Below are 17,562 nucleotides of genomic sequence, written 5' to 3'. Positions count from 1 at the left end.
CCCGTCGGCCACATCCTGCAAAATCGATCTTTCTGAATTTTTACGCCTTCAATTCCGCCCAATGAAATCACCTGCAATGCGACAACTTCCCCTCTGGCTCGGCATCGCGCTGGCCTGGCCCGCCTTGGCCCAGCCCACCCTTCCAGACGCTGGCCAAATCCAGCGCCAAGAGCTCGCACCCCAACTGCAGCCGCCGCGCCCCGGTGCCACGGTGGAGGTGCAAGCCCCCGCTGTGGGCCTCACGCTGCCCGGCGGCGCGCAGCTGCGGCTGCAAGGGCTGCGCTTTGTGGGCAACACGGTGTTCGATGAAGCCCAGTTGCGCGCCGTGCTGGGCGATGCGCTGGGCCAGTCTTACGACCTGGCCGGCTTGCGCGCGCTGGCCGAGCGCATCAGCGCGCATTACCGGGCCAGCGGCTACCCCTTTGCCCGGGCCCTTTTGCCGCCCCAGCCCTTGACCGATGGCCAGTTGCTCATCCAAGTGGTGGAGGGCCGCTACGCGCAGGTGCGGGCGCTGTCGGATGAATCGGGCCTTGCAGACGCGGCCCAGCCTTGGTTGGGGCGGCTCGTCGGGGGCACGGTGATCGAGAGCGCCCAATTGGAGCGCACTACGCTGGTGCTCGACGACCAGCCTGGTATTCAAATCTCGCCCATCATCCGCCCTGGGCAGGAAGTGGGCACGGGCGACCTCGATGTGCGCGTGTTGCGCACACCTGGGCTGGGTGGTGAAGTGGGCTTTGACAACCACGGCAACCGCTTTACTGGTGCCCAGCGCCTGCGCTTGAACCTGCAGTGGGACAGCCCCTTTGCCTTTGGCGATCAGTTCAGCGCCCGCTTCTTGTATTCCGAAGAAGGCATGTGGCTGGGCAGCCTGAGCTACAGCCTGCCCTTGGGCTATAGCGGCTTGCGCGGCAACATCGGGTACTCGCACACTTACTACGAGTTGGGCCAAGAGTTTGCGCGCCTGCATGCCAGCGGCACCGCCAAAACCAGCTCTGTGGGCGTGAGCTACCCCCTGCTTCGTTCGCAGCGCACCAACCTCAACGCGGGCTTAACGTGGCAGCACAAGCGCCTCAATGACCGCCAGCAGCAAGCTGGCCTAGACGACCACAAATCCAGCGACAGCCTGCCCCTGACGCTCAACTTCGACCACCGCGACCCAATCGGCGGCGGGGCCATCACCTACGGCAGCGTAGGCGTAACAGTTGGGCGCTTGCGCTTAGGCGCAGCCCTCGCCACCCAAGATCGCGCCAGCGGCCAACACACCGCAGGCAATTTCAACAAATGGAACTTGGACATCGCCCGGGTGCAAGCCACGCCCGTGCCGGGCTTGACGCTGTTTGGCCGCCTCTCTAGGCAGTGGGCCAGCAAAAACCTCGATTCCTCCGAAGGCTTTGGCGTAGGCGGTGCCAGCGGGGTGCGCGCCTACCCACAAGGCGAAGCCAACGGCGACGAAGGCTGGCTGGCCCAGTTTGAACTGCGCTACAGCCTGGGTGCCTTCAGCCCCTATGCGTTTTACGATGCAGGCAGGGTGCGCATCAATGCCCAGCCCGAAACCCTAGCGGTGGCACCCAGCCCCAACCAGCGCGCCATTGAGGGTGCCGGGGTGGGGGTGCGCTATCAGCAAGGCCCTTGGAACCTGGACGCCAGCTTGGCTTGGCGCACCCACGGCGGTGAGGCGCAATCTGACTCGCGCCAGCGCAATCCGCGCATGTGGGTCACGGCCGCGTACCGCTTTTAAATCGCATTCGAAATCCCGCTCGCCACATGCCCCGAGGGCACATGGCGGGCGGCGTGTTCGATGTGGCCGGTCTGGTCGTCGAAAAAGAAATCGGGCTCGAACTCGCGCAAAAACTCGCCCTTGGGCAGGCCACCTAGGAACAGCGCCTCATCGACCTCGATGTTCCAGTTCATCAGGGTGCGGATGGCGCGCTCGTGCGCCGGGGCGCTGCGCGCCGTCACCAGCGCGGTGCGGATGCGCATCTGCGCCGTGCCCGCGCTTTGCAAGCGGTGCAGCGCCTCCAGCAGCGGCTTGAACGGCCCGCCCGGCAGCGGCAGGCCGGCCTTGCTGGCTTCGTGCTGCTGGAAGGCGCTCAAGCCCTGGGCCTGATAGACGCGCTCGGCCTCGTCGGAAAACAGCACCGCGTCGCCGTCGAAGGCGATGCGCACCTGGTGGGGGTGCGCGTCGCTGGCGTGCACCGACTGCGGATAGACCTGCGCCGCCGGCACCCCGGCCTCCAGCGCCGCGCGCACATCGCTCAGGTGCGTGGACAAAAACAAATTGGCGCGCAGCGGCCGCAGGTAGCGCCACGGCGGCTCGCCGCGCGTGAACACGCCGCGCTGGATCGGCAGGCCGTAGTGCTGCGCCGAGCGAAACACGCGCATGCCCGAGACCGGGTCGTTGCGCGACAAAATCACCACCTCGACCCGGGGCGGCTCGGCGCAGTTGAAGCGCATCAGCTTTTGCACCAGCGAAAACGCCACGCCGGGGCGGGCCGGCTGCTGCAAGCGCTCGAGCTGCAACTGCATGTAGGCGCGGTCGTCGCCTTGTTCGAAAACCTGGTTTTCGGCCTCGAAATCGAACAGCGCGCGCGAGGAAATGGCGACCACGAGCTGGCCGTCGAGGGTGGTGGGCATGGTGGGTTCATTGTCGCACGCCCCCCGGCGCGCCGCCCTCCCCCGCCTTGGCCTTGGCCTGGCCCGCCTATCGCCGATAATCCTAGGTTATGCCCGATCTAGCCTCCGAAGTGCGCCGCCGCCGCACCTTTGCCATCATCTCGCACCCCGACGCCGGCAAAACCACCCTGACCGAAAAGCTGCTGCTGTTTTCCGGGGCCATCAACATCGCGGGCTCGGTCAAGGCGCGCAAGGCCGCGCGCCACGCCACCTCCGACTGGATGGAGATCGAAAAGCAGCGCGGCATCTCGGTCGCCTCCAGCGTGATGCAGATGGAGTACCGCGACTGCGTCATCAACTTGCTCGACACCCCCGGGCACCAGGACTTCTCTGAAGACACCTACCGCGTGCTCACCGCCGTCGATGCGGCGCTGATGGTGATCGACGCCGCCAATGGGGTCGAGCCGCAAACGCGCCGCCTGCTGCAAGTCTGCCGCGCGCGCAACACGCCCATCCTCACCTTCGTCAACAAGATGGACCGCGAGGTGCAGGCGCCGCTGGACCTGATGGACGAGATCGAGCGCGAGCTGGGCATGACGGTGGTGCCCTTTACCTGGCCAGTCGGGATGGGCAAGCTGTTTCACGGCGTCTATGACCGGCGCAGCGAGCAGATGCGCGTGTTTGCCGCCGGGGCCGACAAGCGCGGGGCCGACGAGGAGGTGCTGGCCGGGCTGGAGCACCCGGAATCGGCGCGCCGCTTTGGCCACGAGTGGCAGCAGGCGCGCGAGGAGCTGGAGCTGGTCGCGGGCGCTTCACCGGCCTTCGATGAAGCGGCTTTTCTGGCCGGGCAGCAAACGCCGATGCTGTTTGGCTCGGCGATCAACAACTTTGGCGTGCGCGAGGTGCTCGACGCGCTGGTCGATCTGGCGCCGCCGCCCGGCCCCAAACCGGCCATGCAGCGCACGGTGCAGCCGACCGAGCCCAAGTTCAGCGGCGTGGTGTTCAAAATCCAGGCCAATATGGACCCGGCGCACCGCGACCGCATCGCCTTCGTGCGCTGCGCCAGCGGGCATTTCGAGCGCGGCATGAAGCTCAAGGTGGTGCGCTCGGGCAAGGAGCTGCGCCCGAACACGGTGGTGAGCTTTTTGTCGCAGCGGCGCGAGCTGCTCGACGAGGCCTATGCGGGCGACATCATCGGCATCCCCAACCACGGCGTGTTGCAGCTTGGCGACACCCTGACCGAGGGCGAGGCGCTGCAATTCACCGGGCTGCCGTTTTTTGCGCCCGAGATCATCCGCAGCGTCGAGGTGGCAGACCCGCTGCGCGGCAAGCAGCTCAAGGCCGGGCTGACGCAGCTCGGCGAAGAAGGCGCAATCCAAGTCTTTCGGCCGATGGCGGGCACGGTGCTGATGCTTGGTGCCGTGGGGCAGTTGCAGTTCGAGGTGGTGCAGCACCGGCTGGAGAGCGAGTACGGCGTGAAGGCGCGCATCAGCCCCAGCCCCTACCAGGTGGCGCGCTGGGTCACGTGTACGCCCGAAAACGGTGGCGAGACCGAGCTCAAGCGCTTCATGCAGGCCAATTTGCACCGCATGGCCTGGGATGCGGTGGATGCGCCCACGCTGCTGGTCGATCACCAGGCCACGCTGCGCGCGGTGGAGGCCAACTGGCCCAAAATCCAGTTCCACGCCATGCGCGAGCACGCCGGGCTGGTGTTTCACAAGGCGGTTTGAGGGGCGGCCTCAGTGCGCCGCCAGCCAGCGCTCGACCGCCCGTGGGTAGATCAGGTGCTCTTGCGTGAGCAGGCGCGCGGCCAGCGACTCGGGCGTGTCGCCGGGCAGCACCGGCAGCACCGCCTGCTCCAGAATCTGGCCGCAATCGACTTCGGCCGTTACGTGGTGCACCGTGGCCCCGACGAAGCGGCAACCCATTTCGAGCGCGCGCCGGTGCGTGTGCAGGCCCGGAAAGGCCGGCAGCAGCGAGGGGTGGATGTTGAGCAGGCGCCCGGCGTAGTGCTGCACGAAATCCGGCCCCAGAATGCGCATAAAGCCCGCCAGCAGCACCAGCGCCGGGCGGCCGTGGGCATCGAAGCGGTCGATGGCCTGCATCAGCTCGGCCTCGAAAGCGGCCCGGTCGGGGTAGGCGCTGTGCTCGACCAGCGCGGTGGGCAGCCCCTGCGCCTGCGCCCAAGCCAGCCCGCCCGCCTGCGCCTTGTTGCTCAGCACCCCGGCAATGCGCGCCCCAAAGCGCTGCTGCCAGTGCTGCTGCTGCGCCGCCCGCACCAAGGCTTGCATGTTTGAGCCGGTGCCCGAAATCAGCACGACAATGTTCTTTGTTTCAACCATATGGATGCGAGTGTAATGAGTCTGCCCGAACCCGACCCCAGCAACGCCCCCCACGCCCCCAGCGCCCCAGCCCATCCCGCCTTCGAACCCCTGAGCGTGGCGCAAGCGCGTGTACTCGCCACACTCATGGAGAAGGCGCGCACCGTGCCCGACAGCTACCCGCTCACCCTCAACAGCTTGCTGCTGGGCTGCAACCAGAAGTCGGCGCGCGAGCCGGTGCTGAACCTGAGCGAGGCCGAAGTCGCCGAGGCGCTCGACGGCCTGCGCCAGCGCACCCTGGTGTTTGAGAGCAGCGGCGGGCGCGTGCCGCGTTTTGAGCACAACTTTCAGCGCGCCGTGGGCGTGCCCGAGCAGGCCGCCGTGTTGCTGGGGCTGCTAATGCTGCGCGGGCCGCAAACCGCAGGCGAGCTGCGCCTGAACGCCGAGCGCTGGTACCGCTTCTTGGACATCGCTTCGGTGGAGGCCTTTTTGGAGGAGCTGCAACAGCGCGCGGCGCACAAGGGCGGGCCGCTGGTGACCTTGCTGGCGCGCCAGCCGGGGGCGCGCGAGTCGCGCTGGGCCCATCTGCTGTGCGGCACTCCGGCGCTGGAACCCGTTGCCGCAGGGGCGCCGGGCGCGGCACTGGGCGCGGGGTCGGCGGCCGAACTGGCGGCCCAGATGGCTGCCCTGGCCGAGCGCGTGCAGGCGCTGGAGCAGCAGGTGCAGCAGTTGGAGCAGCGGCTGGAGCAAGCCGGGGCCTGATCGGGTTGTTCTCGGGGGGGGCCGCCCCGCCCTGTCACCGCCCGGACAGCACGGGCCAGCAGGGCGTGCTACAAAGCGGTACAACCCCCCGCTGCACAGGAGACCGGCCCCATGGACTTGGCTTTCACGCCCGAAGAGCAGGCTTTCAGAGCCGAAATCCGCGCCTGGGTGCGCGCCCACCTGCCGCCCGAGCTGGCGCACAAGGTGCACCACGCCCTGCGCCTAAGCCGCGACGATCTGCAAGGCTGGGCCAAGGTGCTGGGCCGCAAGGGCTGGCTGGGCTATGGCTGGCCCCAAGCCTTTGGAGGCCCGGGCTGGAACGCGGTGCAAAAGCATTTGTTCGAAGAAGAATGCGCCCTGGCCGGGGCCCCGCGCGTGATTCCCTTCGGCCCGGTGATGGTGGCCCCGGTCATCATGGCCTACGGCAGCCCCGAGCAGCAGCAGCGCTTCTTGCCCGGCATCGCCAGCGGCGAAGTCTGGTGGTGCCAAGGCTACAGCGAGCCCGGTTCCGGCTCCGACCTGGCCAGCCTCAAAACCCGCGCCGAACACCGGGGCGACCACTACCTCGTCAACGGCCAAAAAGCCTGGACCACACTGGGCCAGCACGCCGACTGGATTTTTTGCCTGGTGCGCACCAGCAACGAAGGCAAGCCGCAGACCGGCATCAGCTTTTTGCTGATCGACATGAAATCGCCCGGCATCACGGTGCGCCCGGTGCGCCTGCTCGATGGCGAATACGAAGTCAACGAAGTCTTTTTCGACAACGTGCAGGTGCCGCTAAACAACCTCATCGGCCAGGAAAACAAGGGCTGGAGCTACGCCAAGCACCTGCTCAGCCACGAGCGCACCAACATCGCCGAAGTCAACCGCGCCAAGCGCGAGCTCGAGCGCCTCAAGCGCATCGCCCAAGCCGAAGGGGTGTGGGACGATGCCCGCTTCCGCGACCAGATCGCGCTGCTGGAGGTGGATGTGGTGGCGCTCGAAATGCTGGTGCTGCGCGTGCTGGCGGCCGAAAAATCGGGCAAAAACCCGCTCGACATCGCCGGTTTGCTCAAAATCCGTGGCAGCGAAATCCAGCAGCGCTACGCCGAGCTGATGATGCTGGCCGCCGGCCCCTTCGCCTTGCCCTTCATCTTCGAGGCCATGGAAGCCGGCTGGCAGGGCGATTTCCCCGGCGGCGCGCTGGGCAATGCCCCGCTGGCGGCCAATTATTTCAACTTGCGCAAAACCACGATTTACGGCGGCAGCAACGAGGTGCAGCGCAACATCGTGGCCCAAACCCTGCTCGGCTAAACCCCCCGGAGACACGCACATGGATTTCGACTTTTCCGAAGACCAACTGCAGCTGCGCGAAGCGGTGCGGCGCTGGGTCCACAAAGCCTACCCCTTCGAGCGCCGCCGCACCGCCGCCGCCGCCGGGGGGTTCGATCGCGCCACCTGGGCCGAGCTGGCCGAACTCGGCTTGTGTGGCCTCACCGTGTCCGAAGCCCATGGCGGCCTAGGCATGGGTGCAGTGGAGGCGATGGTGGTGCAAGAAGAACTCGGTCGCGGCCTGGTGCTGGAGCCGCTGGCCCAGGCCTTCATCGCCGCCGCCGTGTTGCAGGCGCACGCCAGCGCGGCCCTGCAGCAGCAGTGGCTGCCGCGCCTGGCCAGCGGCGAGGCGCTGTTGGTGCTGGCGCACGTGGAACGCGGCCTGCGGCACCGGCTTGGGGCCGTGACGACGCAGGCGGTGGAACAAGGCGCCGGCTGGCTGCTCAGTGGTGGCAAGAGCCTGGTGCCAGCCGGCGATTGCGCCGACGCGTTTCTGGTGCCAGCGCAAACGCCGCAGGGGCTGGCGCTGTTTCTGGTGCTGCGCGACGCCGCCGGGGTGCAGACGCGCGCCTACCCGACCCAAGACGGCAGCCGCGCCGCCGAAGTGGGCTTTGCGCAAACGCCAGCGCAACTGCTCAGCCCCGATGGCCAGGTGGCGCTGGAGTGGGCCGCCGATGTCGGCATTGCCGCCGCCTGCGCCGAAGGCGTGGGGGTGATGGAGCAAACGCTGGCCTACACGCTGGACTACCTCAACACGCGCCAGCAGTTTGGGGTGCCGATTTCCAGCTTTCAGGCGCTGCGGCACCGTGTGGCCGACATGAAAATGCAGCTCGAACTGGCGCGCAGCATGAGCTACTACGCCAGCCTCAAGCTCGGTGCGCCGGCCGCTGAGCGCCGCCAGGCGCTGGCACGCGCCAAGGTGCAACTGGGGCAGTCGATGCGCTTTGTGGGCCAGCAGGCGGTGCAGTTGCACGGCGGCATCGGCGTCACCGACGAATACCTCATCAGCCACTGCTTCAAAAAACTCACGCAGCTCGAACTCAGCCTGGGCGACACGCTGCACCACCTGGGCGAGGTGTCGGCGCGCATGCGCGAGAGCGCCGGGGTGTTTGCCTGACGACGCTTGGCCCGATTCAGCGCAGCAACAACAAGGCCAGCGCCAGCACCAGCCCCAGCAGCCCCAGCACGGCGTACCAGCCCCAAGGCCGCGCGGGCTCGGCGTAGGGGTCGACCAGGCTGCGCTCGGCCCCGGCGGGCAGTTGCGCCACCCCGGTGAGCGAGGCCCCAAAGGGGATGTTGATGCGGGCCCGGATGTTGACCGCCCAGCCGTTGGCATCCAGCAAGGGCCCAAGGTTGCGCTGGCGCAGCTTGAACCAGGCCAGCAGCATCGCGGGGCCAGAAATGAGCAGCAGCAGCCCGATCAACACCAGCGGCATCTGCCACAGCGGCAGGCGCAAAAAACCGCTCAAAATGGCAGCGAAGGCGGTGCCCAGCGCCCCCAGCGCCAAGCCGATGGCGGCAAAAATGCCGGCAAAGCGCGCAATGTCGAAAGCCGTGGTGGCGGCCGGGGCCGCTGCGGGCGCACCTGTGACACCGGCAGCACCGGCAGCGGGCAAAGCGGCGGCCCCGGCGGCCGACTGCGCCTCAACCCGCTGCTCGCGCGCCGCCGCAAAGCGCCGGAACTGCTCGCCCACGAAGCGGGCTAGGCGCCGGTAGGGCATCCAGAAAGCCTGGCGCACGCTGATCGGGGCTTCCTCGACGCGCAGCACGCGCGCCTTCCAGTCGCGCCCCTGGCGGTCGTAGAACAGGGCGTTGCGCCCAGCCACCAGCATCTCGTCGGCGTCGCCGCCGGTCAGGGCCGCGACGATGGTGATCGGGGCCTCGTCGGGGCGCTCGCATTCGCAGTAAAGCAAATAGGCACCCGACAGCGGAGCCAGCGCGCTGTGGCGCTCCAGGTCGGCCACGCGCAGGCACAGGGTGCAGCTGCGCTGGTCGATGTAGAGCGTGCCGGCCTGAAAGATGGCGGGCTGCTGCTGGCCGTAAAAATCGCTCAGGTTGACGAAGTTGCGCAGCAAGGGCACGAGGTCGCGCCGCAGCCGCAGCAACAGCTCCAGCGCCTCGATGCCGGCGGCGTTGGCGTCGGCCTGGCAGTCGAGTTCGATCAGGGCGGCCAGCCGGGCTGGCGTGGGGCCATCCAGCAAGCCGCGCAGCGCCGCAAGGCTCCAGTCGGCCAGCGCGGTGGCGGGGCGTTGCGCCAGCCAGGCGCGGCGGGCGGCCAGCCGCGCACGCAGGATCTCCCACTGGGCTGCTGTGAGCGCCGTGCATGGGCCCAGCAGCGGCTGCACCGCATCCTGTTGCAGCGTGGCAATGCGCGCCTGCCAAGCGGGGTTGAGCCCCTTGCTCAGCGGCAATTCGGCCCCCGGGCGCACCCGGGCCAGCGGCAAGGCGGCCAGCGCCTCGCTGCCTTCATGCAGCGTGAGCGCAGCCAGCTCGGTGTAGCGCGCCTCGGCCGGGTTAAGCGCCGCTTCGGCCTGGGGGTCGAACTGCGCCAGTCGGCAGCGGGTAAAAAAATCATCCACCTTGGCCTGCACGGCGTCGAAGGCTTGCAGGGCACAGGCCTCTTGCAGGCCGGAAAGCGCAGCGGCATCGGCCTGGGGCGCTGGGTGGGGCGTCAAGTGGGGCTCAAGCGGCACCTGCAAGTGCCAGTCGAGCGCCTGTTGCGCCTGCTGCAGCAAGGCCTCTAGGCCGGCTTGCGTGGCCCCCGCTTGGCCGCTTCGGTCGGTCTGCGCGCCTTGGGTGGAAATGACGTGCCCGATCAGTTCGGCACAAGCGGCATCCGGGGCCAGCTCGGCCGGCACCACCCCGTCGCCATTGGGCAGCGTGGGTGGGAACAGGCGTGCGGGATCGCTCAGGTCGTCCAAGCCGATGTGTGCGGCGCTGGGCTTGCCCAGGCGCTGCAGCACCTGGTGCGCGGCGGCAAACAGGGGCGCACCAGCGGCGGCGTCGGCACGCAGCGCATCCAGCGGCAGCTCGGTGCCGGGCTGGAACAGCAGTTGCGGGTTGTGCAGCACCTCGCACACCCAGCGCACCGCGGCGCGGATTTCGGGCACGCGGATGCTGCCGTCGCCGTCGGTGTCGATGCGTTGCAGGGTGAGGCTGTCGAATTCCAGCCCACTGGTCGGGCAGGCCAGCACGGCCCAGAGCTTTTGGTCGAGTTGGTCGAGGCAGCGCAAATCTTGCGCGCTTTCGATGCGCACCTGGTCAAAGCCGCCGCTGCGAAAAAAACGCCAGCGGTGCGGGCCGCTCATCTCCAGGGGTTCGCTCAGGGTGGATGGGCTCATGCTTGATCCTCGCCATTAAAAAACCGCCGCCAGCGGCCAAAGGGCTGGCGGCGGTTGCACATATTAGCAGTTCTCCGGGCTCGGTTATCGCTGCGTGGGCGGCTGGACACCGGTCCAGAGCCGGGCCCAACACCGGCCCCGGGCCGCTTTAGCGCAGATCGAAGCGGTCGTTCTCCATCACCTTGACCCACGCGGCGACAAAGTCTTGGGCGAACTTCTGCTGCGCGTCACTCTCGGCGTAGACCTCGGCCAGCGCCCGCAGCTGCGAGTTGGAGCCAAACACCAGATCAACCACGGTGCCGGTCCACTTCAGGGCACCGCTCTTGCGGTCGCGGCCTTCGAGCACGCTGGGGTTGGCGGCCGAGCGCGTCCACTTCGTTCCCATGTCGAGCAGGTTGACGAAGAAGTCGTTGCTCAGCGTGCCCGGGCGCGCAGTGAACACGCCGTGCTTGGCGCCGCCGTGGTTGGCGTCCAGCACCCGCAGGCCGCCGACCAGCACGGTCATCTGCGGGGCGGTGAGGCCCAGCAGGTGCGCCTTGTCGATCAGCCACTCGGCGGCGTCGGCTTGCGTTTCTTTCGTGGCGAAGTTGCGAAAACCATCGGCCTTGGGCTCGAGCCAGGCGAAGGAATCGACCTCGGTCTGCTCCTGCGAGGCATCGGTGCGGCCCGGGGTGAAGGGCACGCTGAGGTCGAAGCCGCCCTTTTTGGCCGCGGCCTCGATGGCGGCACCGCCAGCGAGCACAATCAGGTCGGCCAGCGAGACCTTCTTGCCGCCCGTGGCGGCGGCGTTGAAGCCCTTCTGGATGCCTTCCAGCACGCCCAACACCTTGGCGAGTTCGGCCGGGTGGTTGGCTTCCCAGTCCTTTTGCGGGGCCAAACGCACGCGGGCACCGTTGGCGCCGCCGCGGAAGTCGGTGCCACGGAAGCTTGAGGCCGAGGCCCAGGCCACGCGGACGAGCTCGGCGGTGGACAGGCCCGAGGCCAGCACCTTGGCCTTCAGCGCGGCGATGTCATTGGCGTCGATCAGGGGGTGATCCACGGCCGGAACCGGGTCTTGCCAGATCAGGTCTTCCTTGGGCACCAGCTTGCCGAGGTAGCGCGCCTTCGGGCCCATGTCGCGGTGGGTGAGCTTGAACCAGGCGCGCGCGTAGGCGTCGTGGAACTCCTGCGGGTTGGCAAGGAAGTGGCGCGAGATTTTTTCGTAGGCTGGGTCCATGCGCAGCGCCAGGTCGGCGGTGGTCATCATGGGCTGGTGGAATTTGTTTGGGTCGTGCGCATCGACCACGGTGCCGGCGCCGGCGTCGCCCTTGGGCTTCCACTGGTAGGCGCCGGCCGGGCTCTTGTTGAGTTCCCACTCGTACTTAAAGAGCGTTTCGAGGTAGCCCATGTCCCAGCGGGTTGGGTTGGGCTTCCAAGCCCCTTCGATGCCGCTGGTGATGGCGTCCGCGCCCTTGCCACTGCGGTGTTTGCTGATCCAGCCAAAGCCCTGCTCGGCGAGGTCGGCACCCTCTGGTTCCGGGCCCACCAGCGCGGCGTCACCGGCGCCGTGCGCCTTGCCAAAGGTGTGGCCGCCGGCCACCAAGGCGACGGTTTCGTAGTCGTTCATCGCCATGCGGCCAAAGGTGTCGCGGATGTCGTAGGCCGAGGCCAGCGGGTCGGGCTTGCCGTCCGGGCCCTGCGGGTTGACGTAGATCAGCCCCATTTGCACCGCACCCAGCGGGTTGGCGAGGTCGCGCTTGCCGCTGTAGCGGCCGTTGGGCTTGTCGCTGGTGGCCAGCCACTCGCTCTCCGGGCCCCAGTTGATGTCGCCTTCGGGCTCCCAGATGTCGGGGCGGCCGCCACCAAAGCCAAAGGTCTTGAAGCCCATCGAGTCCATGGCCACGTTGCCGGCCAAAATCAGCAGGTCGGCCCAAGACAGCTTCTTGCCGTACTTTTGCTTGATCGGCCACAGCAGGCGGCGGGCCTTGTCGAGGTTGCCGTTGTCCGGCCACGAGTTCAGCGGGGCGAAGCGCTGCGCGCCGGTGCCGCCGCCGCCGCGGCCATCTTGCACGCGGTAGGTGCCGGCGGCGTGCCAGGTCATGCGCACGAACAGCGGGCCGTAATGGCCGTAGTCGGCCGGCCACCAGTCCTGCGAGTCGGTCATCACCTTCTTCAGGTCGGCGACCACGGCGTCGAGGTCCAGCGTTTTGAAGGCTGCAGCGTAGTCGAAATCGCCCAGCGGGTTCGACTTGGTGTCGTGCTGGTGCAGGATCTTGAGGTTGAGTTGATTGGGCCACCAGTCGCCGTTGTTGGGGCCACCGGCCTTGGTGTGGGCGGGGGCGCCGGCGTGGAAGGGGCACTTGGCTTCGGTCGTCATGTTTGCATCTCCTGGTTGAAATAAGGGTGGGAAGGCAGTGGTGTCAGTGTAGATTCAAACTATCGGTGCGCGGAATTGGTTTTACCTAATCGATCAATAGGGCCTCTGCCTTGCTGCACCTTGCTGCAATTCGGCCCAGCGGCCTTAGGCGTGCAGGCGCGAGTGGCGCGGCAGGCGCGCGGCCAGAAACTCCATCTGGTCGGCCAAGATGCGGCGGTTGCGCAAAATAAAGTCCTCCCACAGGCTGGGCACGTAGGGCGTGTAGAGCAGCGGCATGCGCGCCTGCTCCGGGGTGCGGTTGCCCTTGCGGTGGTTGCAACTGCGGCAGGCCGTGACCACGTTCATCCAGTGGTCGCCGCCCTTTTGCGCCAGCGGGCGGATGTGCTCGCGCGTCAGGAACGACTCGGCAAAGGTGTCGGCGCAGTAGGCGCAAACGCAGCGGTCGCGGGCAAAGAGCTTTTCGTTGCTCAGGCTGGGCTTGAGATCGAAGGGGTTGATGTTGGGCACGCCCGCCGTGCCGATGATGGAGTTGATTTCGATCACCGACTGCAGGCCAGTGAGGGCGTTGGTGCCCCCGCGAAAACGCGCCACGCGCAGGCCCGCCTCCCAGCGCACTTCGTTGGCGGCGTAGTGCAGCACCGCCTGCTCCAGGCTGATCCACGACTGCGGCACGCCCTGTGCCGACAATTTCAACACCTTCAAAGCCAAGCCCTCGCGTCAGGCCCCGATGGGGGGGCTAAGATGCACAAAACCCGGCCTACCAGCCACCGTGCCAAGGCAGCGGCAGGCAAAAAGCGCTTGCCCGATCGGGCAGTGCCCAAACCGGTTTGTGTCAATATAGCGCGCTTTGGTTTCGATTTCACGACACCAGCCTGAAAACTTCCCTTTTTGTCGCATGAAAATCATCCAAGGCTTGGCCAATTTGTTGCGCCAGACCCGCTCCCACGGCGGCTGCGCGCTCACGATTGGCAATTTCGACGGCGTGCACCGCGGCCACCAGGCCATGCTGGCGCTGCTGGGCAACGAGGCGCGGCACCGCGGCCTGCCCACTTGCGCCCTCACGTTCGAGCCGCACCCGCGCGACTACTTTGCCCAAAAATACCGCCAGCCCGATCTGGCCCCGGCGCGCATCGCCACCTTGCGCGACAAGCTGCACGAGCTGCGCCGCTGCGGCGTCGATCGGTGCGTGATCCTGCCCTTTGACGAGCGGCTGGCGGCCTTGGCGGCGCAGGACTTCATCGACCAGGTGCTGGTCGGCGCGCTCGGGGCGCGCTACGTGCTGGTGGGCGACGATTTCCGCTTCGGGGCCCAGCGCCGGGGCGACTACGCGCTGCTCGACGCCGCCGGCAGCGCGCAGGGCTTCGACGTGGCGCGCATGCTGAGCTACGAGGTGCACGGCGTGCGCGTCTCCAGCTCCGAAGTGCGCGATGCACTGGCCGCTGGCCGCATGGACAGCGCCGCCGCCCTGCTCGGGCGCCCCTACGCCATCAGCGGCCACGTGGTGCACGGGCGCAAGCTCGGGCGCGCGCTGGGGGAGTCGGCCAGCGGGGCCGAGGACGGCTTTCGCACCCTGAATCTGCGCTTTGACCACTGGAAACCGGCCGCCAGCGGCATCTTCGTGGTGCAGGTGCATGGGCTGGACCCAGACCCCGCCGCGCCGCCGCTGCCCGGTGTCGCCAACCTGGGGGTGCGGCCCTCGCTCGACCCCCAGGATGCCAACGGCGGCCGCGTGCTGCTCGAAACCCACTGCTTGGCGTGGCCCGAGCGGGTGCAGCGCGCCTTGCAACACGCGCCCACGCCGGGCGAGGCCTACGGTAAAATCATCCGCGTCGAGCTGCTGCACAAATTGCACGACGAACTGCGCTACCCCGACCTTCCTGCCCTCACCCGCGGCATCGCCCAAGACTGCGCCGACGCCCGCGCTTGGTTTGCGGCCCGCCCCGCCTAACCTACCCCATGCCAGACGCCCAGCCCGAACTCCAGCCAACCCCGCGCGACTACAGCGCCACGCTGAACCTGCCCGACACCCCCTTCCCCATGCGCGGCAACCTGCCGCAGCGCGAACCGGGCTGGGTGCAGGAGTGGAACGATAAAGGGCTGTACCAGCGCCTGCGCGCCGCGCGCCGCGGGGCGCCCAAGTTCATCTTGCACGACGGCCCGCCCTACGCCAACGGCCAGATCCACATCGGGCACGCGGTCAACAAGGTGCTCAAAGACATGATCGTCAAGGCGCGCCAACTGGCCGGCTTCGACGCCCAATACATCCCCGGCTGGGACTGCCACGGCCTGCCGATCGAAAACGCCATCGAAAAACTGCATGGCAGGGGCCTGAGCCGCGACGCCATGCAGGCCAAGAGCCGCGCCTTTGCCAGCGAGCAGATCGCGCAGCAAATGGCCGACTTCCAGCGCCTCGGGGTGCTGGGTGAATGGGATCGGCCCTACCGCACCATGGATTTCGAGACCGAGGCCAACGAAATCCGCGCCTTCAAGCGCGTGCTCGAGCGCGGCTTCGTCTATCGCGGCCAAAAACCGGTCTATTGGTGCTTCGACTGCGGCTCCTCGCTGGCCGAATTCGAGATCGAGTACCAGGACAAACGCAGCCAGAGCCTGGACGTGGGCTTTTTGTGCGCCCAGCCGCAGCGCCTGTTGCAGGCATTTTTCCGCGACCACGGGCTGCCGCACGGCAGCGCCGCCGGGCTGGACGCGCAGCCGATCTATGCCGTGATCTGGACCACCACCGCCTGGACCCTGCCCGCCAACCAGGCCCTCAACCTCAACCCCGAGTTGCCCTACGCGCTGGTGCAGACGCCGCGCGGCCTGCTGCTGCTGGCCGAGGCGCTGGTCGAGGGCTGCTTGCAGCGCTACCAGTTGAGCGGCCAGGTGCTGGCCACCTGCGCCGGGCGCGAGCTCGAAGGGATTGAATTCGAGCACCCGCTGGCCACGGCGCACCCCGGCTACCAGCGCCGCAGCCCGGTCTATCTGGCCGATTACGCCACCGCCGACGACGGCACCGGCATCGTCCACTCCGCCCCAGCCTACGGCGTGGAAGACTTCAACTCCTGCGTGGCGCATGGGCTGGCGCTGGACGCCATCCTGAACCCGGTGCAGGGCAACGGCCAGTACGCGGCCGAGCTGCCCTTGTTTGGCGGCCAGCCGATCTGGCAGGCCGGTGCCGCCATCATCGAAGCCTTGCGCGACCAAGGCCGCCTGTTTGCCAGCCAGAGCATCGAGCACAGCTACCCGCACTGCTGGCGCCACAAAAGCCCGGTGATCTACCGCGCCGCCGCGCAGTGGTTTGTGCGCATGGATGCGGGCACCGGCGTGTTCACGCAAGACCCCGCCGACCAAACGCTGCGCCAACTGGCGCTGCACGCCATCGAACAAACCCGCTTCTACCCCGAAAACGGCCGCGCCCGCCTGCGCGACATGATCGCCAACCGGCCCGACTGGTGCATCAGCCGCCAGCGCTCGTGGGGGGTGCCGCTGCCCTTTTTGCTGCACACCGACAGCGGCGAGCCGCACCCGCGCACCCTGGACATCATCGACCTGGCCGCCGATGTGGTGCAGCAAGGCGGCATCGAGGCCTGGAGCCAGCTCGGTGTGGCCGACATCCTGGCGCGCATCGGCGATGCCGCCGACCCGGCGCACTACAGCAAGAGCAGCGACATCCTCGAAGTCTGGTTCGACTCCGGCAGCACCCACACCACCGTGCTCAAGGGCAGCCACGCCGGGGCCGGGCACCCGCACGGCCCCGAGGCCGACCTCTACCTCGAAGGCCACGACCAGCACCGCGGCTGGTTCCACTCCTCCTTGCTCATCGCCAGCGCCCTGTACGGCCGCGCGCCCTACAAGGGCCTGCTCACGCACGGCTTCACCGTCGATGGCGCGGGCCGCAAGATGAGCAAGAGCGTGGGCAACGTGATCGCGCCGCAGCAGATCAGTTCCAAACTCGGGGCCGAGATCATCCGCCTGTGGGTGGCCGCCACCGATTACTCGGGCGACCTGGCGATCGACGACAAAATTCTGGCGCGCGTGGTCGACGCCTACCGGCGCATGCGCAACACGCTGCGCTTTTTGCTCGCCAACATCAGCGACTTCAACCCCGCCACCGACGGCGTGGCCGAGGCCGATCTGCTGGAAATCGACCGCTACGCCTTGGCGCGTGCGGCGCAGTTGCAGGCCGAGGTGCTGGCGCACTACCAAGATTACGAGTTCCACCCGGTGGTGGCCAAGCTGCAGGTCTATTGCTCCGAAGACCTGGGCGCCTTCTACCTCGACGTGCTCAAAGACCGGCTCTACACCTGCGCGCCCAAGAGCCTGGCGCGGCGCAGCGCCCAGACCGCGCTGCACCAGATCACGCACGCCCTGCTGCGCTGGTTGGCCCCGTTTTTGAGCTTCACCGCCGAAGAGGCCTGGAAAATCGTCGGCCACACCGAGTCGATCTACACCGAAACCTATCTGCCGCTGGCCAGCCCGAACGAGGCGCTGCTGGCCAAATGGGGCCGCCTGCGCGAGCTGCGCACCGTGGTCAACAAGGCCATCGAAGACGTGCGCACCACGGGCAGCTTGGGCTCCTCCCTGCAAGCCAACCTGGTGCTGACGCTGGACGCCGAAGACCTGGCGCTGCTGCGCAGCCTGGGCGATGAACTCAAATTCGTGTTCATTGTCTCGGCCGTCGAGCTGCAGCCGGGCCCCGAGCTGGCAGTGCAGGTGCGCGCCTCGGGCGACACCAAGTGCGCGCGCTGTTGGCACTGGCGCGCCGACGTGGGGCACGACCCGGATCACCCCGATCTCTGCGGCCGCTGCACCAGCAACCTGTACGGCGGTGGCGAAGTGCGCCACGTGGCCTGAAACCCTT

Annotated in this window: 12 protein-coding genes; 7 read left to right on the top strand and 5 right to left on the bottom strand. The window is 67.7% G+C overall.

Going from position 1 to position 17,562, the window contains the following annotated elements; translation table 11 throughout:
* Nucleotides 1-76 precede the first annotated feature (76 nt).
* The gene (locus SRAH_RS08865; protein WP_052369150.1) at nt 77-1,738 is read left to right on the top strand and encodes a ShlB/FhaC/HecB family hemolysin secretion/activation protein; all 1,662 of its coding nucleotides are present in this window, start codon (nt 77-79) and stop codon (nt 1,736-1,738) included.
* Here SRAH_RS08865 and SRAH_RS08860 read toward each other — a convergent pair.
* A complete protein-coding gene (locus tag SRAH_RS08860) occupies nt 1,735-2,634 on the bottom strand; it encodes a 5'-nucleotidase (RefSeq protein ID WP_029462991.1) in 900 nt (299 codons plus the stop codon). The two genes, SRAH_RS08865 and SRAH_RS08860, sit on opposite strands and share 4 nt — an antisense overlap.
* 89 nt (nt 2,635-2,723) lie before the next feature.
* Here SRAH_RS08860 and SRAH_RS08855 point away from each other — a divergent pair, with 89 nt between their 5' ends.
* Nucleotides 2,724-4,343 carry a peptide chain release factor 3 gene (locus SRAH_RS08855; RefSeq protein WP_029462990.1) on the top strand — a complete coding sequence of 540 codons (1,620 nt, stop codon included), beginning with the start codon at nt 2,724-2,726 and terminating at the stop codon, nt 4,341-4,343.
* 9 nt (nt 4,344-4,352) lie between these two features.
* On the opposite strand, the gene purN is transcribed toward SRAH_RS08855, so the two are convergent.
* Nucleotides 4,353-4,955, bottom strand: a complete 603-nt coding sequence (gene purN / locus SRAH_RS08850) for a phosphoribosylglycinamide formyltransferase (protein WP_029462989.1) — start codon at nt 4,953-4,955, stop codon at nt 4,353-4,355.
* A 15-nt stretch (nt 4,956-4,970) separates the two neighbouring features.
* Between purN and SRAH_RS08845 the strand changes: the two genes are divergently transcribed.
* From SRAH_RS08845 to SRAH_RS08835, 3 genes are all read left to right on the top strand, one after another.
* On the top strand, nt 4,971-5,696 hold the full coding sequence (locus SRAH_RS08845) for a YceH family protein (RefSeq protein WP_082210144.1): 726 nt from the start codon (nt 4,971-4,973) through the stop codon (nt 5,694-5,696).
* A 111-nt stretch (nt 5,697-5,807) separates the two neighbouring features.
* Nucleotides 5,808-6,989, top strand: a complete 1,182-nt coding sequence (locus SRAH_RS08840; RefSeq protein WP_029462987.1) for an acyl-CoA dehydrogenase family protein — start codon at nt 5,808-5,810, stop codon at nt 6,987-6,989.
* A 19-nt stretch (nt 6,990-7,008) separates the two neighbouring features.
* On the top strand, nt 7,009-8,124 hold the full coding sequence (locus SRAH_RS08835; RefSeq protein WP_029462986.1) for an acyl-CoA dehydrogenase family protein: 1,116 nt from the start codon (nt 7,009-7,011) through the stop codon (nt 8,122-8,124).
* A 16-nt stretch (nt 8,125-8,140) separates the two neighbouring features.
* Here SRAH_RS08835 and SRAH_RS08830 read toward each other — a convergent pair whose 3' ends face one another.
* The 3 genes from SRAH_RS08830 to SRAH_RS08820 all read right to left on the bottom strand — a co-directional run bounded on the left by SRAH_RS08830 (nt 8,141) and on the right by SRAH_RS08820 (nt 13,406).
* On the bottom strand, nt 8,141-10,348 hold the full coding sequence (locus SRAH_RS08830; protein ID WP_197537870.1) for a hypothetical protein: 2,208 nt from the start codon (nt 10,346-10,348) through the stop codon (nt 8,141-8,143).
* Between the two features lie 148 nt (nt 10,349-10,496).
* The gene (gene katG, locus SRAH_RS08825; RefSeq protein WP_029462984.1) at nt 10,497-12,704 is read right to left on the bottom strand and encodes a catalase/peroxidase HPI; all 2,208 of its coding nucleotides are present in this window, start codon (nt 12,702-12,704) and stop codon (nt 10,497-10,499) included.
* 144 nt (nt 12,705-12,848) lie between these two features.
* Entirely contained in the window at nt 12,849-13,406 is a 558-nt protein-coding gene (locus SRAH_RS08820) for an HNH endonuclease (RefSeq protein WP_029462983.1), read from the bottom strand.
* Between the two features lie 193 nt (nt 13,407-13,599).
* Here SRAH_RS08820 and SRAH_RS08815 point away from each other — a divergent pair, with 193 nt between their 5' ends.
* Complete coding sequence (locus SRAH_RS08815) at nt 13,600-14,652, top strand: bifunctional riboflavin kinase/FAD synthetase (RefSeq protein ID WP_029462982.1); 1,053 nt, start codon at nt 13,600-13,602, stop codon at nt 14,650-14,652.
* A gap of 8 nt (nt 14,653-14,660) precedes the next feature.
* Nucleotides 14,661-17,555: an isoleucine--tRNA ligase gene (ileS, locus tag SRAH_RS08810; protein WP_029462981.1), complete on the top strand. Its 2,895-nt coding sequence runs from the start codon at nt 14,661-14,663 to the stop codon at nt 17,553-17,555.
* Nucleotides 17,556-17,562: the final 7 nt, after the last annotated feature.

Source organism: Serpentinimonas barnesii (assembly GCF_000696225.1).
GTDB classification, from domain to species: domain Bacteria; phylum Pseudomonadota; class Gammaproteobacteria; order Burkholderiales; family Burkholderiaceae_C; genus Serpentinimonas; species Serpentinimonas barnesii.
The sequence above is the reverse complement of the archived record's forward strand: the minus strand, read 5'-3'. Positions and strand labels throughout refer to the sequence as shown.

Bases quoted from the DNA above. Each gene is read 5' to 3' on its own strand.
- purN (WP_029462989.1), bottom strand. From the start codon at position 4,955: ATGGTTGAAACAAAGAACATTGTCGTGCTGATTTCGGGCACCGGCTCA.
- SRAH_RS08860 (WP_029462991.1), bottom strand. From the start codon at position 2,634: ATGCCCACCACCCTCGACGGCCAGCTCGTGGTCGCCATTTCCTCGCGC.
- SRAH_RS08840 (WP_029462987.1), top strand. From the start codon at position 5,808: ATGGACTTGGCTTTCACGCCCGAAGAGCAGGCTTTCAGAGCCGAAATC.
- SRAH_RS08855 (WP_029462990.1), top strand. From the start codon at position 2,724: ATGCCCGATCTAGCCTCCGAAGTGCGCCGCCGCCGCACCTTTGCCATC.
- SRAH_RS08865 (WP_052369150.1), top strand. From the start codon at position 77: ATGCGACAACTTCCCCTCTGGCTCGGCATCGCGCTGGCCTGGCCCGCC.
- SRAH_RS08835 (WP_029462986.1), top strand. From the start codon at position 7,009: ATGGATTTCGACTTTTCCGAAGACCAACTGCAGCTGCGCGAAGCGGTG.
- katG (WP_029462984.1), bottom strand. From the start codon at position 12,704: ATGACGACCGAAGCCAAGTGCCCCTTCCACGCCGGCGCCCCCGCCCAC.
- SRAH_RS08830 (WP_197537870.1), bottom strand. From the start codon at position 10,348: ATGAGCCCATCCACCCTGAGCGAACCCCTGGAGATGAGCGGCCCGCAC.
- SRAH_RS08845 (WP_082210144.1), top strand. From the start codon at position 4,971: ATGAGTCTGCCCGAACCCGACCCCAGCAACGCCCCCCACGCCCCCAGC.
- ileS (WP_029462981.1), top strand. From the start codon at position 14,661: ATGCCAGACGCCCAGCCCGAACTCCAGCCAACCCCGCGCGACTACAGC.
- SRAH_RS08815 (WP_029462982.1), top strand. From the start codon at position 13,600: ATGAAAATCATCCAAGGCTTGGCCAATTTGTTGCGCCAGACCCGCTCC.